21 protein-coding genes and 2 pseudogenes are annotated in these 23,051 nt (G+C 71.0%); 12 read left to right on the top strand and 11 right to left on the bottom strand.

All coding sequences use genetic code 11. The features are described from left to right. From ACR2FV_RS02620 to ACR2FV_RS02635, 4 genes are all read left to right on the top strand, one after another. The coding region (locus ACR2FV_RS02620; RefSeq protein WP_434014165.1) for a transposase at window positions 1–490 on the top strand (490 nt) is incomplete at its 5' end. A gap of 421 nt (window positions 491–911) precedes the next feature. After that, a complete protein-coding gene (locus tag ACR2FV_RS02625) occupies window positions 912–2,723 on the top strand; it encodes an alpha-amylase family glycosyl hydrolase (RefSeq protein ID WP_434014166.1) in 1,812 nt (603 codons plus the stop codon). A 255-nt stretch (window positions 2,724–2,978) separates the two neighbouring features. Beyond that, a complete protein-coding gene (locus ACR2FV_RS02630; RefSeq protein WP_434014167.1) occupies window positions 2,979–3,158 on the top strand; it encodes a hypothetical protein in 180 nt (59 codons plus the stop codon). 85 nt (window positions 3,159–3,243) lie between these two features. Next, window positions 3,244–4,194 carry an acyl-CoA thioesterase gene (locus tag ACR2FV_RS02635; protein WP_434014168.1) on the top strand — a complete coding sequence of 317 codons (951 nt, stop codon included), beginning with the start codon at window positions 3,244–3,246 and terminating at the stop codon, window positions 4,192–4,194. Here ACR2FV_RS02635 and ACR2FV_RS02640 read toward each other — a convergent pair. The 4 genes and pseudogenes from ACR2FV_RS02640 to ACR2FV_RS02655 all read right to left on the bottom strand — a co-directional run bounded on the left by ACR2FV_RS02640 (window position 4,166) and on the right by ACR2FV_RS02655 (window position 5,673). Further along, complete coding sequence (locus ACR2FV_RS02640) at window positions 4,166–4,849, bottom strand: serine hydrolase domain-containing protein (RefSeq protein ID WP_434014179.1); 684 nt, start codon at window positions 4,847–4,849, stop codon at window positions 4,166–4,168. The genes ACR2FV_RS02635 and ACR2FV_RS02640 overlap by 29 nt on opposite strands. 110 nt (window positions 4,850–4,959) lie before the next feature. Further along, window positions 4,960–5,043: pseudogene (locus tag ACR2FV_RS02645) on the bottom strand (hypothetical protein); the annotation flags it as partial. After that, window positions 5,015–5,155: a hypothetical protein gene (locus tag ACR2FV_RS02650; RefSeq protein ID WP_434014169.1), complete on the bottom strand. Its 141-nt coding sequence runs from the start codon at window positions 5,153–5,155 to the stop codon at window positions 5,015–5,017. The pseudogene ACR2FV_RS02645 and the gene ACR2FV_RS02650, both read right to left, overlap by 29 nt. A 59-nt stretch (window positions 5,156–5,214) precedes the next feature. Continuing rightward, entirely contained in the window at window positions 5,215–5,673 is a 459-nt protein-coding gene (locus ACR2FV_RS02655; protein WP_434014170.1) for a DUF6326 family protein, read from the bottom strand. Window positions 5,674–6,450: 777 nt separating this feature from the next. Between ACR2FV_RS02655 and ACR2FV_RS02660 the strand changes: the two are divergent. After that, a pseudogene (locus tag ACR2FV_RS02660) lies at window positions 6,451–6,948 on the top strand (sensor histidine kinase); the annotation flags it as partial. Window positions 6,949–6,952: 4 nt separating this feature from the next. Then, window positions 6,953–7,582: a response regulator gene (locus tag ACR2FV_RS02665; RefSeq protein ID WP_434014171.1), complete on the top strand. Its 630-nt coding sequence runs from the start codon at window positions 6,953–6,955 to the stop codon at window positions 7,580–7,582. 41 nt (window positions 7,583–7,623) lie between these two features. On the opposite strand, the gene ACR2FV_RS02670 is transcribed toward ACR2FV_RS02665, so the two are convergent. From ACR2FV_RS02670 to ACR2FV_RS02690, 5 genes are all read right to left on the bottom strand, one after another. Then, complete coding sequence (locus ACR2FV_RS02670; RefSeq protein ID WP_434014172.1) at window positions 7,624–8,088, bottom strand: SRPBCC family protein; 465 nt, start codon at window positions 8,086–8,088, stop codon at window positions 7,624–7,626. 116 nt (window positions 8,089–8,204) lie between these two features. Beyond that, window positions 8,205–10,865 (bottom strand): AAA family ATPase, encoded by a 2,661-nt coding sequence (locus tag ACR2FV_RS02675; RefSeq protein WP_434014173.1) that lies wholly within the window; start codon window positions 10,863–10,865, stop codon window positions 8,205–8,207. Next, the gene (locus tag ACR2FV_RS02680) at window positions 10,862–12,076 is read right to left on the bottom strand and encodes a metallophosphoesterase family protein (protein WP_434014174.1); all 1,215 of its coding nucleotides are present in this window, start codon (window positions 12,074–12,076) and stop codon (window positions 10,862–10,864) included. Before ACR2FV_RS02680 ends, ACR2FV_RS02675 begins: the two co-directional genes overlap by 4 nt. 125 nt (window positions 12,077–12,201) lie before the next feature. Next, window positions 12,202–12,561: a CrcB family protein gene (locus tag ACR2FV_RS02685; RefSeq protein WP_434014175.1), complete on the bottom strand. Its 360-nt coding sequence runs from the start codon at window positions 12,559–12,561 to the stop codon at window positions 12,202–12,204. Then, window positions 12,558–12,995, bottom strand: a complete 438-nt coding sequence (locus ACR2FV_RS02690; protein ID WP_434014176.1) for a CrcB family protein — start codon at window positions 12,993–12,995, stop codon at window positions 12,558–12,560. Before ACR2FV_RS02690 ends, ACR2FV_RS02685 begins: the two co-directional genes overlap by 4 nt. 115 nt (window positions 12,996–13,110) lie before the next feature. Here ACR2FV_RS02690 and ACR2FV_RS02695 point away from each other — a divergent pair, with 115 nt between their 5' ends. Both ACR2FV_RS02695 and ACR2FV_RS02700 read left to right on the top strand, forming a co-directional pair. Continuing rightward, window positions 13,111–14,538, top strand: coding sequence for a hemolysin family protein (locus ACR2FV_RS02695; protein ID WP_434014177.1), 1,428 nt, complete (start codon window positions 13,111–13,113; stop codon window positions 14,536–14,538). Continuing rightward, window positions 14,535–15,590, top strand: a complete 1,056-nt coding sequence (locus ACR2FV_RS02700) for a hemolysin family protein (protein ID WP_434014178.1) — start codon at window positions 14,535–14,537, stop codon at window positions 15,588–15,590. The genes ACR2FV_RS02695 and ACR2FV_RS02700 overlap by 4 nt, the downstream gene beginning before the upstream one ends. 66 nt (window positions 15,591–15,656) lie before the next feature. Here ACR2FV_RS02700 and ACR2FV_RS02705 read toward each other — a convergent pair whose 3' ends face one another. Next, window positions 15,657–16,712 (bottom strand): hemolysin family protein, encoded by a 1,056-nt coding sequence (locus ACR2FV_RS02705; RefSeq protein ID WP_434014178.1) that lies wholly within the window; start codon window positions 16,710–16,712, stop codon window positions 15,657–15,659. Beyond that, on the bottom strand, window positions 16,709–18,136 hold the full coding sequence (locus ACR2FV_RS02710) for a hemolysin family protein (protein WP_434014177.1): 1,428 nt from the start codon (window positions 18,134–18,136) through the stop codon (window positions 16,709–16,711). Before ACR2FV_RS02710 ends, ACR2FV_RS02705 begins: the two co-directional genes overlap by 4 nt. Before the next feature lie 115 nt (window positions 18,137–18,251). Between ACR2FV_RS02710 and ACR2FV_RS02715 the strand changes: the two genes are divergently transcribed. The 4 genes from ACR2FV_RS02715 (at window position 18,252) to ACR2FV_RS02730 (ending at window position 23,042) form a co-directional block, all read left to right on the top strand. Next, window positions 18,252–18,689, top strand: coding sequence for a CrcB family protein (locus ACR2FV_RS02715; protein WP_434014176.1), 438 nt, complete (start codon window positions 18,252–18,254; stop codon window positions 18,687–18,689). Beyond that, a complete protein-coding gene (locus ACR2FV_RS02720) occupies window positions 18,686–19,045 on the top strand; it encodes a CrcB family protein (RefSeq protein WP_434014175.1) in 360 nt (119 codons plus the stop codon). Before ACR2FV_RS02715 ends, ACR2FV_RS02720 begins: the two co-directional genes overlap by 4 nt. Window positions 19,046–19,170: 125 nt before the next feature. Further along, window positions 19,171–20,385 carry a metallophosphoesterase family protein gene (locus ACR2FV_RS02725; protein WP_434014174.1) on the top strand — a complete coding sequence of 405 codons (1,215 nt, stop codon included), beginning with the start codon at window positions 19,171–19,173 and terminating at the stop codon, window positions 20,383–20,385. Then, entirely contained in the window at window positions 20,382–23,042 is a 2,661-nt protein-coding gene (locus ACR2FV_RS02730; protein WP_434014173.1) for an AAA family ATPase, read from the top strand. The genes ACR2FV_RS02725 and ACR2FV_RS02730 overlap by 4 nt, the downstream gene beginning before the upstream one ends. The last annotated feature ends 9 nt before the right edge of the window (window positions 23,043–23,051 follow it).

Here is a 23,051-nt window from a genome sequence, read left to right on the forward strand (position 1 = left end):
CAAGTGCAAGACCCAGCAGCCGGTGGCCGCCGCAGGCATGTTCACCAAGGACCGTTTCGACATCGACCTTGAGCAGGACACGGTGACCTGCCCGGCCGGGGTCAGCGCACCGATCCGCCGGGGCAAGAACCACACGGGAACGGCCCGTTTCGGTCAGGCCTGCACCGGCTGTCCGCTGCGTGAGCAGTGCACCCGCTCCACCGCCGGACGGACCGTCCATGTCGGCGCCCACGAGCAGGCGCTGGCCGATGCCCGCAGGCGACAACGTCACCCGGACTGGGTCGCCGACTACCGGGCCACGCGGCCCAAGGTGGAACGCAAGATCGGGCACCTGATGCGTCGCCATCACGGGGGGCGACGGGCCCGGGTCCGGGGCACCGAGAAGGTCGCCGCCGATTTCGCTCTCCTGGGCGCGGCAGTCAACCTGGCCCGCCTCGGCATGCTCTGCTTCACCAGTGCACCCCCTCGGAGTTGGGCAACCGTGGCCTGAGCCGCCCCACGGGCACCCCAGCGGGCCCCATCAGCGACCGACACAGTCCCCCTTACGCGCCAACACCACCTCCGGACCCCTTGATCGCGCCACCCAGGTGACGATCACTCAAGCCATCTGGTGTGACTTCCCCCAGACTGCGCCGCTCAAGCGATCGGGCCCATCACCCACTGACCGCCGTTCGACACCAGCCACCTAGTGCACCGCTCGGCACCCCCGCCATCGCATACACGCCATGCCGGATCGGGCGGACGATCTCGCGGTTGACCAACAGGGACAGCTCCATCTTCCCGACCCCACCTTGTTACTTCTGAAGAGTTCTGGAGAGGCACCTTCGCACGCCTGGGCAACCAACCGACTCAAAGGCCGCGAGTCGCGCGGCCGACATCGCTGCGGTCTGCACCGCTTACGATGTATGGCTGTGCCTAGCTCCCCCTCTCTCCGCGCGGGCATGGGGGCCATCCCGCACAACGGCGGGGTCACGTTCCGGGTGTGGGCGCCCAACGCGCGCCAGGTCGCGGTCACCGGGGACTTCTCCGGGTGGGACCCGGCATACAAGGCGTGGCTGGTCCGCGACAACGCGCGATCGGGCACGTGGTCGACGTTCGTGCCCGGCGCGGGCCCGGGCAGTCACTACCGCTTCCTGATCCGCAGCGGCGGACCCTACCGCTCCCGCATCGACCCAGTCGCCCGACAAGTGACCCACTCCGACGGTGATGCCGTGGTCTTCGACCCCCGGTCCTTGGATTGGGGAGAGGATCATTTCGCCATGCCCGGATGGGACGACCTGGTGCTCTACGAGCTGCACATCCCCACCTTCGCCGCCGACGGATGGCGCGCCGGCACGTTCGACCGGGCCATCGACCGGCTCGACCACCTTGCCTGGCTCGGCGTCAACGCCGTCGAGGTGATGCCGCCGTTCGCCTTCGCCGGGCACATCAGCTGGGGCTACAACCCCTCGCACCCCTTCGCGATCGAGAGCTCCTACGGCGGCCCACAGGCCTTCGCCCGGTTCGTCCGCGCGGCGCACGCCCGCGGGATCGCCGTCATCCTTGACGTGGTCTACAACCACCTCGGCCCGGGCGACCTGCACCTGTGGCGTCTCGACGGGGGCCGCAAGCCGCGCTACGGCGGCAGCTACTTCTACAACGACCGCCGGGCGCTGACCCCGTGGGGGGCGACTCGGCCCAACTACGACCGCAAGCACGTGCGCAACTACCTGCGCGACTCGGCGGTGATGTGGCTGGAGGACTTCCGCGTCGACGGTCTGCGCTTCGACGCGACGCAATACATCCGCTCCCGGTCGGGCAACGTCCACCACCCCGGCCAGCGCATCGCCGCCGGGCACCGGTTCCTCGCGGCGACGACCGCCGACCTCCGCTCCCGCCAGCCGTGGAAGATCCTGATCGCCGAGGACATGCAGCGCGACCCCACCGTCACCCGGCCCAGCGGCGAGGGCGGGCTGGGCTTCCACTCTCAGTGGGACGCCGGCTTCGTGCACCCCGTCCGCGCCGCCCTGGAGACGCCGCGGGACGAGGACCGCGACCTGTATGCCGTCGCGCACGCCGTCATCGGACACGGCCTGGGCGCGCCGCACGAGCGGGTGATCTACACCGAGTCCCACGACGAGGTGGCCAACGGCCGGAGCCGGGTGCCCGAGTCGGTGTCCCCGGGGGCGGCCGACTCCTGGCACGCGCGCACCCGCGCCGTGCTGGGCCTCGTGCTCACCCTGACCTCCCCTGGCCTGCCCATGCTCTTCCAGGGTCAGGACTTCCTGGAGGACCGCTGGTTCGACGACCAGACCCCGCTCGACTGGGACAAGGCCCACCGGCACGCCGGCTTCCTGCACCTGGTCCGGGAGCTGATCGCGCTGCGCCGCAACCTCTCGGGCGCCACCCGCGGACTGTCCGGACGGCATACCCGCGTCATCCGGGTCGACGACGACCGCAAGATCCTGGCCTTCCACCGCTGGTCCAGCGGCGGTCCGCGCGACGACACGGTGGTGGTGCTCAACCTGCGCACCACGCCGGTATGGAGCTACCCGCTCGGGCTGCCCCGCCCCGGGCGATGGCGAGTGCGCTGCAACACCGACGCTCCGCTCTACGGGCCCGGTCTGGGCGCGGTGCACGTCACCAACCTCGACACCGAGCCGCACGGGTGCGACGGCTACCCCCAGCACGCCCGGATCACCATCGGCCCGTATGCCGCACTCTTCTACTCCCAGGACACGTAGGGCGGTGCCTATCCTCGCTCGCTATCCGCCGTCGGCGCTCTCGGCCACCGGGTCGGCGGCGCCGGTGAAGCATTCGGGACGCGTCCTCGGCGAGAAGGGCTACTTCGCGTTCGACGTCAGTCCCATCGACAATCAACGCAAGCATGTCGTCGGTGTAGTAGCTGCGGATTGGCGACTCGAGCTGCTTGGATCTCGCTGTGGCCAGCCCCGCCGGCGGCGAGGACCCGTGCTTCCTCAAGCACCATGTTGTTGTCGGTGAGTGCCATCGACGTCTTGGGTGACCCTGTCGCCACGCGCGCCGGTCGCGGCACCACCGACAACAAAGATCGACGAAGCGACGCCACGGTCGCGGAGCCGCTGATCGAGTTGGGCCAGCAGCTCGCGCGTCTGCTGGGCAGTGAACTCATGCGCCGCGTCCGCAGGGTCATCCGGTGACCAGGTCACATGATCCGATAACTCTGCCTGGCGTTGATGGGCATCAGTCGTCCAGCACCCTCCGCGGACTCAGTAGGGTCTCATTGTGCATATCCCCCCTCCAGGGAGCGACGCCGGCTCGGTGACCCTCAGATTCCTGGCGGCGCCGACCGACGTCGCGGATCTGGGCGGCTCCGCCGTGTCGGGTGGCCGGGTGCTGGAGTGGGTCGACCGGGCCGCCTACGCGTGCGCAGTGGGTTGGAGCTCGGCCTACTGCGTCACCGCCTACGTGGGCGACGTGGTCTTGGACCGCCCCATCCACACCGGCGAGCTCGTCGAGGTCTCGGCCCACGTCATCTTGACCGGCCGGTCCTCGATGCACATCCGGGTGAGGGTGAGCGCCGGCCCCGTGGCCACCGGTGAGCTGGAGCCGACCTCCACCTGCGTCGTCATCTTCATCGCCCTCGACGCTGAAAGCAAACGGCCGACACCCGTGTCACCGTGGGAGCCCGTGACGCCGGAGCAGCAGCGCGAGGCCGACTGGGCGACGGAGCGGATCGAGGTCCGCAAGGCCATCGAGCAGGCCATGGCAGAGCAGACCTACTCCCCCGCAGGCACCGCACCCCAAGCGGTGCTGCGCTTCCTGGCGGCCCCCACCGACGTCAACTGGGGCGGCAAGACCCATGGGGGCACGGTGATGCGCTGGATCGACGAGACGGCCCGCGTGTGCGCCTTGCAGTGGAGCAAGCGGGACTGTCTGCCCGTCTACTCCGGTGGCATCCGTTTCTACCGCCCCATCCCGATCGGCAACCTCGTGGAGATCAGCGCGCGGCTGCTGCATACGGGGCACAGCAGCATTCACATCTCCGTGCACGTCAGCTCCGCCGATCCGAAGACCGGTGACTTCGCGCTGACGACGCACTGCCTGACCGTGTTCGTCGCGCTGGCCGACGGCAAGCCGGTCGAGACACCCACCTGGCATCCCCGGTCGGAGGAGGACGAGCGCCTCGATGCCCACGCCCTGGCCCTCATGCGGCTCCGCGCGAGGAAAGGATGAGCCCGGACGCCGTCACCGTCGGCGAGTCGACCCCTGACCTCACACCGTCCTGGCCACCTCCCGCACGGCCTTGATCATCAGCTGGTAGGGCATCGACCGCTTGGTCACCTGGTTGACAGTGCCGCTGATCACCAGGTCCAGATCCGCGGCGCGGAACAGCGCGGCACCCGATGCCCCGGAATGCCCGACCAGGGGTGGGAGCGCCCGGAAGCCGGTCACCGCACGGGGTGGAGACCACGCCCCCGTCGGCCTGGAACGAGGCCATCGCATGCGGGATGTGCAGTCGGACGCGTCCGTTCAGCATCGGTGCGATCTCGGCATAGCGGTCCAAGCTCTCCGAGCCGAAGACGTAGGTCTGGGTCAGGCCCAGCGGCGCCGCGATCCGCTCCGCGACCGCCGACGCGAAGGACAGACCGGTCAAGCCCTCGACGATCGCACCGAGCAGTTGGTAGTTCGTGTCCGAGTACCGCGCCTTGCCGGGCTTGTCCGGGGCGAAGGCCGGCCGCATGCCGCGAGTGATCTCCAGCACGTCGTCCAGGGTCCATGAGAGGTCGTGCTCGAAGGCCAGGTCGGCCGTCGTGCCCCCGTCGGCACGCTCGCCTTCGAAGTAGTCCGCGAGACCGGAGGTATGGGCCAGCAGGTGCCGCACCGTGATCTGCCCACCCCGGTCGACCCACCGCTGATGTGCAGCCCGCGCATCATCTGCGCCGGCAGCAGCTCGGCGGCGGGTCGGTCCAGGACGAGCTCGCCGGCGTCGGCCAGCTGCAGGATCAGCGCAGCGGTGAACAGCTTGGTGACCGAGGCCACGAAGTACGGATGGTCACCTCCGTAGGACGTACGGATGGTCACCTCCGTAGGACCACTGCCAGCCCGCCCGGTCCAGATGCAGCTGCACGGGACCCGTGTCGGGCCGGGCGTCGTAGCCGCCCACCAGCTCCGTGAGGCGAGTCTCCAGGTCCATACGTGCCTCCTTTCAGCCGCCTCGGCGGACCCGAGGACTGCGCTCACCGGGAGTACCCATCATGGCAGTGCGGGTGTGCTCCGAGGTGCCGGCCATGTCCACGCGGAGCGGGCGATCGCGAGGAGGAGCACAACTTCGACGGCGCTTCCCAGGAGGTAGTAGACCCAGGTCTCACCGATGCACAACGCGATGATGATGACCGCATACAAGAGGCTGACGACGATGTTGAGGACCCGGTTGACTCGTGGCTTGAGAACGAGGGACAGGACCATCATCAAGGTGGCCGGCAGGATGAAGATCAGGGCGGAGGTCAAGAACACCTGGTTGACGGCCAACGGAGTGGTCGCCACCGTCCCCTCGAGCGCCGCGCCGAGCACGTCAGCCCGGAAGAACGCGAAGAGGTCGACGTAGGCGAACACGAACAGCATCACGACCCATAGCGCGCTGAGCACGAGCTTCACATCGACTCGGGTGTCTCGGTACTGCCTCGTTGGTCTGGTCATGGTCGTCGTGCTCATGGGATCGGCTCCTACTGCCTGGTTGTGGTCGTCTCACCGGGGACCCTTCCCCGGTGGCGCTTGCCAGATCCAGTGTGTTTGCGTTGTCTTCGTGGCACACCGGGAGCGGGGCCAGTCTCGACCTGACCGAACAGACAGCGGGGGACTGCTCTTTCGGTCGATCCGCCGTACCTGCCCGACTCCGTACCCTGGGGTTCGTGAGCACAGCGCTGGGGTGGCTCAGGATGGAGCCCGAGGCCGAGGAACCACCGGTTCGGGTGTGGCGCGACTGGGTCCTCGCTGCGACGGTGGCAGGTGCCACGCTGGTCGAGGTGCTCGTCCGCGACGGCATGGTATGGCGACCGCTGGCGTTCGCGTTCGGGCCCACCCTGGCGCTGACGATGCTGTGGCGCCGCACACCCCCTTGCGACGGTAGCCCTGGCGTTCGGCGCGCTCGTGGTGTTGGACCTGGGCTCTGTCCTCGCTCTTGGCGAGCCTTTCGTCCTGGTCGCCGGCGCTTTCGTCCTGGTTCTGGTGTACGCGCTGTTCCGGTGGGGAAGCACCAGGCAGACAGCGATTGGCCTGGTGATCGTGGTAGTGGAGGTGGTGGTGATCGCGACCACCGACTTCACCGGTCTCACCGACCTTGTCGGCGGCATCGTCGTGCTGCTGTTCCCGGCCGCCCTGGGCCTCTCCATCCGCTACCGCGGCATCGTCCGCGACCAGGCGTTCGAGCAGGTCAGACTCCAGGAGCGAGAGACGCTGTCCCGCGAGCTGCACGACATCGTGGCCCACCACGTGTCCGCCATCGCCATCCAGGCGCAAGCCGGGCAGTTCCTGGCCACCTCACAAGACCTGGACGGAGCCGCAGCGGCCCTCGACGTCATCGAGACCGAGGCCTCGCGCACCCTCGCCGAGATGCGCTCCATGGTCGGGACCCTGCGCCGCGGCCAGGGCACACCGCAGCTGTCCGTCCAACACGGCGTGGCCGACATCGAGGCTCTGGCCACCGCCGACGGCGCCCCGGGGTTGCGCGTCGACGTCGAGCTCGACGGGAATCTCGACGACCTGCGACCCTCGGTCCAGGCGGCCCTGTACCGGGTGGCCCAGGAGTCGATCACCAACGCGCTGCGTCACGCACGGCATGCCACCCAGGTCCACGTCCGGGTCGCCGGGGAGACCAAGACCGTGCGGTTGAGCGTCAGCGACGACGGTGAGCGCGGCCAGCTCTCCGCGGGATCGACAGGCTACGGCCTGGTGGGCATGGCTGAGCGGGTGACGCTGCTCGGAGGGACCTTCCATGCGGGACCACGACCGGAGCACGGCTGGATGGTCGAAGCGACGATCCCCCGGCAACGACGTGATCGCCCAGGCCGCCGACGGCCTGGAGGCGGTGGAGTTGGCCCGCCGACTGCGCCCGGACGTGTGCCTGCTCGACATCCGGATGCCCCGCCTGGACGGTGTGGAGGCCACCCGACGCCTGGCCGGACCCGACGTCGAGGACCCGTTGGCCGTGGTGGTGATCACCACCTTCGACACCGACGAGTACATCAGCGGCGCCCTGCGGGCCGGCGCCCGAGGGTTCCTGCTCAAGGACGCCGGCCCGGCCCTGCTGGTCCAGGCCATCCACGCCGCCGCCGAAGGCGACGCGCTGATCGCCCCCAGCATCACCGTCCGCCTACTCGCCCGCTTCGCCGAGTCCGCCCCTTCCCCGAAGCGGGCCCAGCCTGTGGTGCCGCTGACCGAGCGGGAGGAGGAGGTGGCAGTGACCGTGGCCCGGGGGCTGACCAACGCGGAGATCGCGACCGAGCTCTACATCAGTCTGAGCACGGTCAAGTTCCACGTCGGCAGCCTCATGGACAAGGTCGGTGCCCGCAACCGTGTCCAGATCGTCATCTGGGCCTACGAGACCGGGCGAGTGCAACCCTGAGCGCCGAGAGCGCCTGCTCACCACACCAGCATGCAGAACGCTCAGGGCGCGACAGCCGCGGCCAGGTTGTTGAGGGTCTCCTCTAGCTGCTCCTGCGTCACCAGCGGGAAGCCCACCTTGTCGAGCAGGTCCTTGTCGGTGACCCGGCTCCAGTCGTAGGTGCAGCTCACCTCGGTCGACTCCGGACCCTGCGGGGTCAGCTCCCACACCCACTCCCAGCCGGGCGGCTCGGTGCCCGCCGGAGCGGTCTTCCAGGCCACCAGCTTGCCCGGGTCGTAGCCGACCACGTGGTTGTCGGTCTTGTACTCCCCGCCCATGTGGTCACCCTCCATGTTCATGGTGAACACCTGACCGGTGCCGGTGATCCGGTCGGCCTGGTCCACGGACCGGACGAAGCCGGAGCCGTCGAGCTCAACGTGCCGCTCCGGGTTGGACAGCACCTCGAAGACGTCGGTGTTGGACGCATCGATGGTCCGGCTGACGGTCGTGCTCTTCTGGTCACTCACGGGAATCTCCTAGGCCGACGTCGCCCCTCGGTATGCCGAAGGATCACCTTGACGCTAGCGCGCGGCGGGTCTGGCCGCGAGGGTGGGGTCTGGTCGCAGGTATCGGCTCAGCGGGGTCAGGCGGTCAGACGGTTTGGCGTCAGCGAGATCGTGGTGGCCCCCTCCATCGCGGCGTAACGCTGCGGGTTGCAGGTCAGCAGGATCACCTGGCCGCTCGAGCCCGGGTCGGCCAGCACCCGGCCGACGCTGCGCAGCCGGGCGGGGTCGGTGTAGCCCAGGGCGTCGTCGATGACCACGGGCACGCCCTGGTCGGCGTCGACCAGGGAGGCAACGGCCAGCCGGGCCAGGATGCCGAGCTGCTCCTTGGCGCCCCCGGACAGAGACTCGAACGGCACCGTGGTGTCGTGCAGGTGGCGGTGCGTGAGCACCAAGTCGCGGCTGACCACGACCCCGAAGGTGTCGCCGTAGACCTGCCGGCCGAGGCGATCGACGGCCGCGGCGAACGGTGCGACGTAGGCGTCGTGGGCCTGCTCCCGGTGCCGCTGCAGCGTCTGGTGCAGCTGACGCGCGGCGCGGGCCCGGCGCTCGATCGAGCGCAGCGCAGCACGGGCCTCCGCGAATGCCTGCAGGGCCAGCTCGTAGACCTCCTGCCGTCCCTCCCCTGCGCACAGCTCCACGCTGCCCTTGAGGTGGTGCGAGCGGTCGCGCAGCTCGCTGACCTGGACGCGGTGCGCCTCCAGGGCCTCGGTGGCCCAGCGCAACGCTGCCTGCACCCCCTGGACGTCGACCTCGGCCGCGGCCTGTCGAGCCTGCGCGAGCCGATCCTGCGCCTCGCTCGCCATCACGGCGGCGCTCTGCTGTGCCTCCCGCACGGCGTCGTCGTCGCACTCCGCCCTGGCCTCGGCGAGGCGCTGCTCCTGCGCCTGCAACGTGGCAGCGGTCTGCTGGAGCCGGGCCCGGGCCACCTCCAGGCCGCTGCGGGCCGTGCCCCATGCTCGCCGCGCCTCCTCGGCGTCGTCCTGGGCCCGAGCCGATGCTGCGAGGTGGTGCTCGACCTCGTCCTTGGCGGCCAGCTGCACCGCCTTGGCCTGCGCGACCGTCTCCGGAAGCCCATCGGCGTCGCCGCGGGCGAAAAGATACGCCTCGGTGCACGCCTGCAGGTCCGTGACGCGAGCGCCGAGCACATCGGCGCTCTCGCCACCCAGCGCGCCAGCGAGCTCGGTGCGCAGCCGGTGAGTCTCCGCGGCGTCCGCCTCGTGGGCGACACACCGCTGCCGGGCGGTGTCCAGGTCGCCGACCGCCGCCTTCGCCAACGCTGCAGCCAGGGCACTCTGCGCATGAGCAAGCCGCTGCGCCAACAGCACCACGTCACCCTGGGGGCGCACGGACAGCTGCAACACCCCGGGCAACACCAGTGAGGTCTCCTGGCTGACCAGGTGCTCGTGCACCTCACCGTCGGCTGCCAAATGCAGCGGGGTGCCGTCGACCTCGACCGAGAGCTGCTCGCCCAGACCCTGCAACGACACCACCGTGGCAGCACCCTCGATCGTGGCCCGGGCCAGCTCGACGGCTCCCGAGAGGTCGGTGAGCTGCCGCAGCACTGCCGGGGTGATCGTCGACTCCTCCAGCACGGCCTGGGCTGTGGCCAGCTCGGCGCTCAGCTGCTCGGACCGCTGCAGCCGGTCGCGCAGCCTGGCGAGCTCGGTCACCTCGGCCAGATGGGTGGCGTCGTCCCCGGCCCGCTCCGCCACCTCCCGGGCCCGTGCCAACGCCGTCGCCGCGGCCTGTGCGGCCTGCTGAGCCGTGGCCTCCCGCAGGACCAGGGGCTGCTCGTCCCTCGCTCGACGATCCACGTCATCGGACAGCGCGGTGACGCTCTCGTGATGCTCATGGACCTCACCGACCATCCGCTGTCGCAGGTCGTGGTCGCCGCGGGCGCGGGTGTCAGCGGCCTGCGCCGCCTCGGCGCGCTCCTGCGCCGCCCGCAGCTCCTGGTCCACGGCCGTCGCGGCGACCGCCCGGGCCTGCGCCACCTCGAGCGCGGCGCTGACCTCCGGCGTGCCGAGCTCGGCGGCCCGCAGCGTTGCGACGGCGGACTCGCGCTGCTCCAGCAGGTCCTGCGCCTCGCCGACCCGCGTGTGCGCGTGCACCGCGGCATCCCGAGCCGTCTCGGTCTCGGTGATCGCCGCGCGCAGCTCGCCCGTCGGGCGGCCGGTGCGGGTGAAGTAGCGCAGGAACTCACCCTCGACCTCGCCGAGCAGGTCCGCTCCGGTGTCGGTGTGCAGGTCGGCGCCGGCCGCGCCGTCGAGCGCCTCGGCCAGCAGCCGACTGCTGGTCAGCGGGATCTGCGGCTCGCCCGCCTGGGTGAAGCGCAACGCGTCGAAGAGGGGACGGTCCAGGCACTCGCTCAGGATGGCGGTCATCCGTGCCTGCGCCGCCTCACCGGCCAGCTGTTCCGGGCGGGACGCCAACACGCGCAAGGTCGTGGTGGGGCGCAGCAGCCACTGCTTGGCGAACACCAGCCGGTAGCCGCCCAGGCTCAGCTCGGCCTCCACGAACGGAGCGGCCTCCACCCCCACCGGCTGCATGGCCTTGACGCCCGCGGACTTGGAGGTCGCCTTGCACGACGGGTCGAGCAGTCGGTCCAATGCCTCCAACAGGGTGGACTTGCCGACCTCGTTGGGGCCCTCGACCACGACGACCCCGGTGTCGGGGAAGTCGAGGCTCAGCTCGGTGACGCCCTTGACGTGGCGCAGTCTCAGGCGGTGCAGTCTCATCGCGCATCCTCCCTGGTGAGCCGATAGAGCAGGGACAGGGCGTCGCGCGCGCTGTCGCGGTCATCGGGCCGGGAGACCTCGAAGCGCCAACCGGCCACGTCGCTCAGCACCTCGGCCTCGACCGCCTCGCCTGAGGACGCGCTGCCGGCCCTGGCCTGCTCGTCGATCTCGGCGGCGGCCGCGGCCACGAAACCACCGAGGCCGGCGGACTGCCAGTCCTGCTCGTCGGCGAGCACGACCAGGTCGGTGTGCCGTTCCCAGTCGCGCAGCCCGGCGAAGACCGCCTCGTGCCGGCTCAATGCCTCGGTCAGCTCGGCGTGCTCGGCCAGGCCCAGGGTGCCGCGCAGGGCGAGCTGGAGCACGGTGCGGTCCTTGTTGCTCATCGCCTCCAGCTCGGCGTCGAGTGCCTGCACGTCGGCGCGACCGCTGAGGTCGCGGTGCAGCACCCGGAAGTCCCAGGTGCCCACGTGGTGCGGAGTGACGACCGGGAGCCGGCCGGGCTCGACGTCGACCACCAGCACGTCACCGGGCTGCTCCTCGCGCACGTCGGTGACCTCCGGCGCCCCGGCATACCAGATCGCGCCGGACTCGCCCACGCTGGTGCGGGAGTGCCGGTCGCCCAGGGCGACGTAGTGCATGCGCCCCGCGGCCAGTGCCCGCTCCAGCGGGGCCGTCGCGATGGCCGCGGGGTGGCCACCCCGCGGGTCAAGCGCATCGACGATGCCGTGCCCCACGACGATGCGGACCGTGCCGTCGGCGGCACCGAGGTGCGTCATGGCATCGGCCACGAGGTCGGCGTCCGGGTGCTTGCCGTGCCACGGCGCCGCAACGATCTCGACGCCGGAGCGCACCGTCACCGGGTCCGTGCCGTCCAGCACGTGCACCTGGGCGGGGCAGGACCGGGTGAACACCCGCTGGCGGTAGATGCTGACCGCATCGAGGGGGTCGTGGTTGCCGGGCAGCAGATAGACCGGCACCCCGACGTCCTTGAGCGCCTCCAGGGCGCGCAGCACCGTCTGCGGCGCCAGCTGGTTGGACTCGAAGACGTCACCGGCCACCACCACGAACTCGCACTGCTGCTCGCGGGCCACCTGCCCGAGCCGGCGGATCGCCTCGATGCGCGCCGCCCCGAACCTGGCCTGCGCGTCACCGCTCAACCAGCGACGGGTCATCCCGATCTGCCAGTCGGCGCTGTGCAGGAACCGCACCACGTCACTCCTCCTCACGCTCATCCGCTCGCCGCTGCGACCACGAGTCAGGCCGCTGCTGCGACCACTGCATCCACCGTAGGAGTGAGCACCGACAAACCCCCGCAACCGGCGCTGCATGTTGGGTCTCAGCCGGTCAGCAGCCACACCGGCAGCCCCGCGACCAGCACCCCGAGCCCGACGGTCAGGACCAGGTATGCGGTCGCGCGGGACCGGTCGGTCTCCCACAGCTCCCAGGTCTGCACAGCCAGGCTGCTCCAGGTGGTCAGCGCCCCGCACAACCCGGTGCCGAGCAGCAGCGCGAGGGCCTCCGGCACCCGCTCCCCCAAGCCGACCAGGACACCGAGTCCCAGGGCGCCGAGCAGGTTGGCCGTCAGGACGCCGCGCAGCCCACCCCAGCCGGCCGTGGCCGACAGGTGCCGCAGCACGGCCCCCACGGCACCGCCGACGGCGACCAGCAGGCCCGCCCAGAGCGCAGCGCCGCTCACCCGGGGGTCCGGTCCGGGTCGTCGGCCACCAGCCCGGTATGCAACACGCGCTCGGTGCCGCGGATGGCCAGGGCGGCAGCGCCGACACACAGCAGCGGGGTCAGCACCAGGTATGCCGTGGCTGCGGCCACCCCGCCGAGCGCAGGTGATCCGGCGGCGCCGGAGAGCAGGTGCACCTGCACGGCATACGCAGAGAAGGTCGTGAAGCCCCCGAGCAGACCCGTGCCCAGCCCGGGCCGGACCCAGCCGGGGAAGGCAGGACGCGAGGCCAGCACGGTGAGCACGCCCAGCAGCAGGCTGCCGACCAGGTTGATGGTCAGGGTCGCCCACGGCCACCCCTGCGCCCAGCCCTGGTCGAGCACCCAGCGCAGACAGGCCCCGACGGCTCCGCCGAGGGCCACCGCGAGGATCACCGCCGGATGGTGCCTGCTCATCACGCTGAGACTACGGGCCGGTTCGGATATAACCTTGCCGCATGCCGCATACCGATGAGTCCAAACCTGGTAGTACCGAGCCGGGTCCTGCCCGGCTACTCGAGGTGAGGTCGTCGTGCTGATCGCAGGCGGCCTCTTGGTCATCCTGCTGCTCACCCTGGCCACCGGATACTTCGTGGCCCAGGAGTTCGCCTACGTCGCCGTCGACCGCGGCAAGCTGCGCCGGCTGGCTGAGGAGGGGGACGCACCAGCGGAGCGGGCCCTCCGGGTCACCGAGCGGCTGTCCTTCACGCTGTCCGGTGCCCAGTTCGGGATCACCGTCACGGCCCTGCTGGTCGGCTTCGCCGGCGAGCCCCTGCTGGGCCGCGGACTCGCCGAGGTGCTGGGCTTCACCGGTCTGTCGAGCGCCGCCCTGCTCTCGCTGTCGGTCGCGTTCACCCTCATCTTCAGCACCGTCCTGCAGATGGTGCTCGGCGAGCTGGGCCCCAAGAACCTCGCCATCGCGCGCACGGTACCGCTCGCCCGGGCGCTGTCCCGGTCGACCCTGATCTACCTCAAGGTCGCCGGGCCGATCGTCTCGTTGTTCGACAAGTCCTCCAACAAGCTGCTGCGCTCGGTCGGCATCGAGCCGGTCGAGGAGCTGCCCCAAGGCGCCACCCCGCAGGACCTGCACCGGATCATCTCCGAGTCCCATGAGGGCGGGGAGATCGATGAGGACCTGTCCCGCCTGCTCGAGCGGGGGCTGGCCTTCCGCCGGCACGTCGCCGAGGAGGTGATGACCCCGCGGATCGACGTGGAGACGGTGCAGGCCGACGCGCCGGCAAGCCGCGTCCTGGAGCTGCTGGAGACCGGGCACTCCCGCTTCCCGGTGATCGGCCGGGACGTCGACGACATCGTCGGGGTCGTCGGTTTGCACGAGCTGCTGCAGATCACGCCGGAGCAACGCGGGCACACCCAGGTGCGCGAGATCGCCGACGAGGCGGTGATCATCCCCGAGTCGCTTGCCCTGCCCCGGGTGCTGGAGGCGCTGCGCGAGCAGCATCGGCAGATCGCCGTCGTGGTCGACGAGTACGGCGGCTTCGCCGGCGTCATCACCTTCGAGGACGTCGCCGAGGAGGTCGTCGGTGAGATCTGGGACGAGGGCGACGACAAGGAGGAGCAGGCCACCCCGAGCAGCAACGGCACCTGGGAGCTCGCGGCTCGGCTGCGGATGGACGAGGTCGAGGAGATCACCGACATCCCGCTGCCGGAGGACGAGGACTACGACACGGTCTCCGGGCTGATCATGGACCGGCTGGGTCGGGTCGCGCAGGAAGGGGACAGCGTCGACGTCGTCTGGGAGACCCGCGACGAGGAGGGCGATCCGCAGACCAACAGTGTGCGCATCGACGTCGTCACGCTGACTCGCCATGTGCCCGACACCGTCGTCATCCACCCCATGGTGGTCACCTCGTCCGACCCCGACGAGGCCGACCCGCGTGAGGCGTCGACCGAGGGGAAGACACCACATACCGACGACGATGTCGAGGAGGCCAGGACATGAGTATCGCCACCGGCCTCTTCGTCTCGCTGCTGCTCCTGGTGCTCAACGCGTTCTTCGTCGCCTCGGAGTTCGCCGTGGTCGCCGCGAAGCGCCACCGGCTCGAGGAACGGGCCTCCGAGGGGAGCCGGGCCGCCAAGGCCGCGCTCAACGCCAACCGCGAGCTGACCTTGATGCTGGCCGGCGCTCAGCTCGGCATCACCCTGTGCACCCTGGGCTTGGGCGCTCTGTCCGAGCCTGCGGTCGCCTCGCTGCTGGAGCCCGTGCTGCACGCCGCCGGCATCCCCGATGCCGTCACCCACCTCATCGCGGTGGTCATCGCCGTCGCGATCGTGGTCTTCCTGCACATGGTCGTCGGCGAGATGGCACCCAAGTCGTGGGCCATCTCGCACCCGGAGGTCTCCGCGATCACCCTCGCCCTGCCGTTCCGCGCCTTCACGTGGGTGGTGCGGCCGGGGCTGATCGTGCTCAACGGCGCCGCCAACCTGCTGGTGCGGGTCTTTGGCGTGGACCCGGTCGAGACCGTCGACGCGGAGCGGCACGGCCCCGCCGAGCTGCAGATGCTGCTGAGCCAGTCGCACGAGCACGGGGTGCTGCCGGACCAGGAGCACCAGATGCTCTCAGGAGCCCTGCGCCTGGAGAACGAGACCGTGACGGCCGTGATGTTCCCCCTAAACGAGGCGGTCACCATCCCCCTGGACCAGATGGCCAGCGACGTGGAGACGGTGTCGAGCCGGAGCGGGCGCAGTCGGGTGTTCGTGACCCGGGAGGGCGAGGTCCACGGACTGGTCCACGTGCGCGACGCCATGCGCGCCACCGCGGCCGGCCACCGGGACCTGCCCGTCACCGACTTCCTGCAGGAGGCGGTCACCCTGCGCGAGTCCCTCCCCCTCATCGACGCAGTGAGCGCGATGCGGCAGCAGCGGGCCCAGCTGGCGCTGGTCGCCGACCAGGAGGGCACGGTCATCGGCCTGGCCTCCTTGGAGGACATCCTGGAGGAGATCCTCGGCGAGTTCGACGACGAGACCGACGAGCCCGAGCCGGCCACCCGCTGACGAGCTGCGCACACGCGCAAGGCCCCCACCCGATCGGGTGGGGGCCTTGCGCGTGTGCGCAGCTCGTCAGCGGGTGGCCGGCTCGGGCTCGTCGGTCTCGTCGTCGAACTCGCCGAGGATCTCCTCCAGGATGTCCTCCAAGGAGGCCAGGCCGATGACCGTGCCCTCCTGGTCGGCGACCAGCGCCAGCTGGGCCCGCTGCTGCCGCATCGCGCTCACTGCGTCGATGAGGGGGAGGGACTCGCGCAGGGTGACCGCCTCCTGCAGGAAGTCGGTGACGGGCAGGTCCCGGTGGCCGGCCGCGGTGGCGCGCATGGCGTCGCGCACGTGGACCAGTCCGTGGACCTCGCCCTCCCGGGTCACGAACACCCGACTGCGCCCGCTCCGGCTCGACACCGTCTCCACGTCGCTGGCCATCTGGTCCAGGGGGATGGTGACCGCCTCGTTTAGGGGGAACATCACGGCCGTCACGGTCTCGTTCTCCAGGCGCAGGGCTCCTGAGAGCATCTGGTGCTCCTGGTCCGGCAGCACCCCGTGCTCGTGCGACTGGCTCAGCAGCATCTGCAGCTCGGCGGGGCCGTGCCGCTCCGCGTCGACGGTCTCGACCGGGTCCACGCCAAAGACCCGCACCAGCAGGTTGGCGGCGCCGTTGAGCACGATCAGCCCCGGCCGCACCACCCACGTGAAGGCGCGGAACGGCAGGGCGAGGGTGATCGCGGAGACCTCCGGGTGCGAGATGGCCCACGACTTGGGTGCCATCTCGCCGACGACCATGTGCAGGAAGACCACGATCGCGACGGCGATGACCACCGCGATGAGGTGGGTGACGGCATCGGGGATGCCGGCGGCGTGCAGCACGGGCTCCAGCAGCGAGGCGACCGCAGGCTCGGACAGAGCGCCCAAGCCCAGGGTGCACAGGGTGATGCCGAGCTGAGCGCCGGCCAGCATCAAGGTCAGCTCGCGGTTGGCGTTGAGCGCGGCCTTGGCGGCCCGGCTCCCCTCGGAGGCCCGTTCCTCGAGCCGGTGGCGCTTCGCGGCGACCACGGCGAACTCCGAGGCGACGAAGAACGCGTTGAGCACCAGGAGCAGCAGCGAGACGAAGAGGCCGGTGGCGATACTCATGTCCTGGCCTCCTCGACATCGTCGTCGGTATGTGGTGTCTTCCCCTCGGTCGACGCCTCACGCGGGTCGGCCTCGTCGGGGTCGGACGAGGTGACCACCATGGGGTGGATGACGACGGTGTCGGGCACATGGCGAGTCAGCGTGACGACGTCGATGCGCACACTGTTGGTCTGCGGATCGCCCTCCTCGTCGCGGGTCTCCCAGACGACGTCGACGCTGTCCCCTTCCTGCGCGACCCGACCCAGCCGGTCCATGATCAGCCCGGAGACCGTGTCGTAGTCCTCGTCCTCCGGCAGCGGGATGTCGGTGATCTCCTCGACCTCGTCCATCCGCAGCCGAGCCGCGAGCTCCCAGGTGCCGTTGCTGCTCGGGGTGGCCTGCTCCTCCTTGTCGTCGCCCTCGTCCCAGATCTCACCGACGACCTCCTCGGCGACGTCCTCGAAGGTGATGACGCCGGCGAAGCCGCCGTACTCGTCGACCACGACGGCGATCTGCCGATGCTGCTCGCGCAGCGCCTCCAGCACCCGGGGCAGGGCAAGCGACTCGGGGATGATCACCGCCTCGTCGGCGATCTCGCGCACCTGGGTGTGCCCGCGTTGCTCCGGCGTGATCTGCAGCAGCTCGTGCAAACCGACGACCCCGACGATGTCGTCGACGTCCCGGCCGATCACCGGGAAGCGGGAGTGCCCGGTCTCCAGCAGCTCCAGGACGCGGCTTGCCGGCGCGTCGGCCTGCACCGTCTCCACGTCGATCCGCGGGGTCATCACCTCCTCGGCGACGTGCCGGCGGAAGGCCAGCCCCCGCTCGAGCAGGCGGGACAGGTCCTCATCGATCTCCCCGCCCTCATGGGACTCGGAGATGATCCGGTGCAGGTCCTGCGGGGTGGCGCCTTGGGGCAGCTCCTCGACCGGCTCGATGCCGACCGAGCGCAGCAGCTTGTTGGAGGACTTGTCGAACAACGAGACGATCGGCCCGGCGACCTTGAGGTAGATCAGGGTCGACCGGGACAGCGCCCGGGCGAGCGGTACCGTGCGCGCGATGGCGAGGTTCTTGGGGCCCAGCTCGCCGAGCACCATCTGCAGGACGGTGCTGAAGATGAGGGTGAACGCGACCGACAGCGAGAGCAGGGCGGCGCTCGACAGACCGGTGAAGCCCAGCACCTCGGCGAGTCCGCGGCCCAGCAGGGGCTCGCCGGCGAAGCCGACCAGCAGGGCCGTGACGGTGATCCCGAACTGGGCACCGGACAGCGTGAAGGACAGCCGCTCGGTGACCCGGAGGGCCCGCTCCGCTGGTGCGTCCCCCTCCTCAGCCAGCCGGCGCAGCTTGCCGCGGTCGACGGCGACGTAGGCGAACTCCTGGGCCACGAAGTATCCGGTGGCCAGGGTGAGCAGCAGGATGACCAAGAGGCCGCCTGCGATCAGCACGACGACCTCACCTCGAGTAGCCGGGCAGGACCCGGCTCGGTACTACCAGGTTTGGACTCATCGGTATGCGGCATGCGGCAAGGTTATATCCGAACCGGCCCGTAGTCTCAGCGTGATGAGCAGGCACCATCCGGCGGTGATCCTCGCGGTGGCCCTCGGCGGAGCCGTCGGGGCCTGTCTGCGCTGGGTGCTCGACCAGGGCTGGGCGCAGGGGTGGCCGTGGGCGACCCTGACCATCAACCTGGTCGGCAGCCTGCTGCTGGGCGTGCTCACCGTGCTGGCCTCGCGTCCTGCCTTCCCCGGCTGGGTCCGGCCCGGGCTGGGCACGGGTCTGCTCGGGGGCTTCACGACCTTCTCTGCGTATGCCGTGCAGGTGCACCTGCTCTCCGGCGCCGCCGGATCACCTGCGCTCGGCGGGGTGGCCGCAGCCACGGCATACCTGGTGCTGACCCCGCTGCTGTGTGTCGGCGCTGCCGCCCTGGCCATCCGCGGCACCGAGCGCGTGTTGCATACCGGGCTGGTGGCCGACGACCCGGACCGGACCCCCGGGTGAGCGGCGCTGCGCTCTGGGCGGGCCTGCTGGTCGCCGTCGGCGGTGCCGTGGGGGCCGTGCTGCGGCACCTGTCGGCCACGGCCGGCTGGGGTGGGCTGCGCGGCGTCCTGACGGCCAACCTGCTCGGCGCCCTGGGACTCGGTGTCCTGGTCGGCTTGGGGGAGCGGGTGCCGGAGGCCCTCGCGCTGCTGCTCGGCACCGGGTTGTGCGGGGCGCTGACCACCTGGAGCAGCCTGGCTGTGCAGACCTGGGAGCTGTGGGAGACCGACCGGTCCCGCGCGACCGCATACCTGGTCCTGACCGTCGGGCTCGGGGTGCTGGTCGCGGGGCTGCCGGTGTGGCTGCTGACCGGCTGAGACCCAACATGCAGCGCCGGTTGCGGGGGTTTGTCGGTGCTCACTCCTACGGTGGATGCAGTGGTCGCAGCAGCGGCCTGACTCGTGGTCGCAGCGGCGAGCGGATGAGCGTGAGGAGGAGTGACGTGGTGCGGTTCCTGCACAGCGCCGACTGGCAGATCGGGATGACCCGTCGCTGGTTGAGCGGTGACGCGCAGGCCAGGTTCGGGGCGGCGCGCATCGAGGCGATCCGCCGGCTCGGGCAGGTGGCCCGCGAGCAGCAGTGCGAGTTCGTGGTGGTGGCCGGTGACGTCTTCGAGTCCAACCAGCTGGCGCCGCAGACGGTGCTGCGCGCCCTGGAGGCGCTCAAGGACGTCGGGGTGCCGGTCTATCTGCTGCCCGGCAACCACGACCCCCTCGATGCGGTCAGCATCTACCGCCAGCGGGTGTTCACCCGGTCCTGCCCCGCCCAGGTGCACGTGCTGGACGGCACGGACCCGGTGACGGTGCGCTCCGGCGTCGAGATCGTTGCGGCGCCGTGGCACGGCAAGCACCCGGACGCCGACCTCGTGGCCGATGCCATGACGCACCTCGGTGCCGCCGACGGCACGGTCCGCATCGTCGTGGGGCACGGCATCGTCGATGCGCTTGACCCGCGGGGTGGCCACCCCGCGGCCATCGCGACGGCCCCGCTGGAGCGGGCACTGGCCGCGGGGCGCATGCACTACGTCGCCCTGGGCGACCGGCACTCCCGCACCAGCGTGGGCGAGTCCGGCGCGATCTGGTATGCCGGGGCGCCGGAGGTCACCGACGTGCGCGAGGAGCAGCCCGGTGACGTGCTGGTGGTCGACGTCGAGCCCGGCCGGCTCCCGGTCGTCACTCCGCACCACGTGGGCACCTGGGACTTCCGGGTGCTGCACCGCGACCTCAGCGGTCGCGCCGACGTGCAGGCACTCGACGCCGAGCTGGAGGCGATGAGCAACAAGGACCGCACCGTGCTCCAGCTCGCCCTGCGCGGCACCCTGGGCCTGGCCGAGCACGCCGAGCTGACCGAGGCATTGAGCCGGCACGAGGCGGTCTTCGCCGGGCTGCGCGACTGGGAACGGCACACCGACCTGGTCGTGCTCGCCGACGAGCAGGACTGGCAGTCCGCCGGCCTCGGTGGTTTCGTGGCCGCGGCCGCCGCCGAGATCGACGAGCAGGCCAGGGCCGGCAGCGCGTCCTCAGGCGAGGCGGTCGAGGCCGAGGTGCTGAGCGACGTGGCCGGTTGGCGCTTCGAGGTCTCCCGGCCCGATGACCGCGACAGCGCGCGCGACGCCCTGTCCCTGCTCTATCGGCTCACCAGGGAGGATGCGCGATGAGACTGCACCGCCTGAGACTGCGCCACGTCAAGGGCGTCACCGAGCTGAGCCTCGACTTCCCCGACACCGGGGTCGTCGTGGTCGAGGGCCCCAACGAGGTCGGCAAGTCCACCCTGTTGGAGGCATTGGACCGACTGCTCGACCCGTCGTGCAAGGCGACCTCCAAGTCCGCGGGCGTCAAGGCCATGCAGCCGGTGGGGGTGGAGGCCGCTCCGTTCGTGGAGGCCGAGCTGAGCCTGGGCGGCTACCGGCTGGTGTTCGCCAAGCAGTGGCTGCTGCGCCCCACCACGACCTTGCGCGTGTTGGCGTCCCGCCCGGAACAGCTGGCCGGTGAGGCGGCGCAGGCACGGATGACCGCCATCCTGAGCGAGTGCCTGGACCGTCCCCTCTTCGACGCGTTGCGCTTCACCCAGGCGGGCGAGCCGCAGATCCCGCTGACCAGCAGTCGGCTGCTGGCCGAGGCGCTCGACGGCGCGGCCGGCGCCGACCTGCACACCGACACCGGAGCGGACCTGCTCGGCGAGGTCGAGGGTGAGTTCCTGCGCTACTTCACCCGCACCGGCCGCCCGACGGGCGAGCTGCGCGCGGCGATCACCGAGACCGAGACGGCTCGGGATGCCGCGGTGCACGCGCACACGCGGGTCGGCGAGGCGCAGGACCTGCTGGAGCAGCGCGAGTCCGCCGTCGCAACGCTGCGGGCCGCCGAGCTCGGCACGCCGGAGGTCAGCGCCGCGCTCGAGGTGGCGCAGGCCCGGGCGGTCGCCGCGACGGCCGTGGACCAGGAGCTGCGGGCGGCGCAGGAGCGCGCCGAGGCGGCGCAGGCCGCTGACACCCGCGCCCGCGGCGACCACGACCTGCGACAGCGGATGGTCGGTGAGGTCCATGAGCATCACGAGAGCGTCACCGCGCTGTCCGATGACGTGGATCGTCGAGCGAGGGACGAGCAGCCCCTGGTCCTGCGGGAGGCCACGGCTCAGCAGGCCGCACAGGCCGCGGCGACGGCGTTGGCACGGGCCCGGGAGGTGGCGGAGCGGGCCGGGGACGACGCCACCCATCTGGCCGAGGTGACCGAGCTCGCCAGGCTGCGCGACCGGCTGCAGCGGTCCGAGCAGCTGAGCGCCGAGCTGGCCACAGCCCAGGCCGTGCTGGAGGAGTCGACGATCACCCCGGCAGTGCTGCGGCAGCTCACCGACCTCTCGGGAGCCGTCGAGCTGGCCCGGGCCACGATCGAGGGTGCTGCCACGGTGGTGTCGTTGCAGGGTCTGGGCGAGCAGCTCTCGGTCGAGGTCGACGGCACCCCGCTGCATTTGGCAGCCGACGGTGAGGTGCACGAGCACCTGGTCAGCCAGGAGACCTCACTGGTGTTGCCCGGGGTGTTGCAGCTGTCCGTGCGCCCCCAGGGTGACGTGGTGCTGTTGGCGCAGCGGCTTGCTCATGCGCAGAGTGCCCTGGCTGCAGCGTTGGCGAAGGCGGCGGTCGGCGACCTGGACACCGCCCGGCAGCGGTGTGTCGCCCACGAGGCGGACGCCGCGGAGACTCACCGGCTGCGCACCGAGCTCGCTGGCGCGCTGGGTGGCGAGAGCGCCGATGTGCTCGGCGCTCGCGTCACGGACCTGCAGGCGTGCACCGAGGCGTATCTTTTCGCCCGCGGCGACGCCGATGGGCTTCCGGAGACGGTCGCGCAGGCCAAGGCGGTGCAGCTGGCCGCCAAGGACGAGGTCGAGCACCACCTCGCAGCATCGGCTCGGGCCCAGGACGACGCCGAGGAGGCGCGGCGAGCATGGGGCACGGCCCGCAGCGGCCTGGAGGTGGCCCGGGCCCGGCTCCAGCAGACCGCTGCCACGTTGCAGGCGCAGGAGCAGCGCCTCGCCGAGGCCAGGGCGGAGTGCGACGACGACGCCGTGCGGGAGGCACAGCAGAGCGCCGCCGTGATGGCGAGCGAGGCGCAGGATCGGCTCGCGCAGGCTCGACAGGCCGCGGCCGAGGTCGACGTCCAGGGGGTGCAGGCAGCGTTGCGCTGGGCCACCGAGGCCCTGGAGGCGCACCGCGTCCAGGTCAGCGAGCTGCGCGACCGCTCGCACCACCTCAAGGGCAGCGTGGAGCTGTGCGCAGGGGAGGGACGGCAGGAGGTCTACGAGCTGGCCCTGCAGGCATTCGCGGAGGCCCGTGCTGCGCTGCGCTCGATCGAGCGCCGGGCCCGCGCCGCGCGTCAGCTGCACCAGACGCTGCAGCGGCACCGGGAGCAGGCCCACGACGCCTACGTCGCACCGTTCGCCGCGGCCGTCGATCGCCTCGGCCGGCAGGTCTACGGCGACACCTTCGGGGTCGTGGTCAGCCGCGACTTGGTGCTCACGCACCGCCACCTGCACGACACCACGGTGCCGTTCGAGTCTCTGTCCGGGGGCGCCAAGGAGCAGCTCGGCATCCTGGCCCGGCTGGCCGTTGCCTCCCTGGTCGACGCCGACCAGGGCGTGCCCGTGGTCATCGACGACGCCCTGGGCTACACCGACCCCGCCCGGCTGCGCAGCGTCGGCCGGGTGCTGGCCGACCCGGGCTCGAGCGGCCAGGTGATCCTGCTGACCTGCAACCCGCAGCGTTACGCCGCGATGGAGGGGGCCACCACGATCTCGCTGACGCCAAACCGTCTGACCGCCTGACCCCGCTGA

This window comes from Ornithinimicrobium sp. (assembly GCF_051004135.1).
Classification (GTDB): Bacteria; Actinomycetota; Actinomycetes; order Actinomycetales; family Dermatophilaceae; genus Ornithinicoccus.

Bases quoted from the DNA above. Each gene is read 5' to 3' on its own strand.
- ACR2FV_RS02690 (WP_434014176.1), bottom strand. From the start codon at position 12,995: ATGAGCAGGCACCATCCGGCGGTGATCCTCGCGGTGGCCCTCGGCGGA.
- ACR2FV_RS02665 (WP_434014171.1), top strand. From the start codon at position 6,953: ATGCGGGACCACGACCGGAGCACGGCTGGATGGTCGAAGCGACGATCC.
- ACR2FV_RS02730 (WP_434014173.1), top strand. From the start codon at position 20,382: ATGAGACTGCACCGCCTGAGACTGCGCCACGTCAAGGGCGTCACCGAG.
- ACR2FV_RS02655 (WP_434014170.1), bottom strand. From the start codon at position 5,673: ATGAGCACGACGACCATGACCAGACCAACGAGGCAGTACCGAGACACC.
- ACR2FV_RS02675 (WP_434014173.1), bottom strand. From the start codon at position 10,865: ATGAGACTGCACCGCCTGAGACTGCGCCACGTCAAGGGCGTCACCGAG.
- ACR2FV_RS02715 (WP_434014176.1), top strand. From the start codon at position 18,252: ATGAGCAGGCACCATCCGGCGGTGATCCTCGCGGTGGCCCTCGGCGGA.
- ACR2FV_RS02705 (WP_434014178.1), bottom strand. From the start codon at position 16,712: ATGAGTATCGCCACCGGCCTCTTCGTCTCGCTGCTGCTCCTGGTGCTC.
- ACR2FV_RS02700 (WP_434014178.1), top strand. From the start codon at position 14,535: ATGAGTATCGCCACCGGCCTCTTCGTCTCGCTGCTGCTCCTGGTGCTC.
- ACR2FV_RS02650 (WP_434014169.1), bottom strand. From the start codon at position 5,155: ATGGACCTGGAGACTCGCCTCACGGAGCTGGTGGGCGGCTACGACGCC.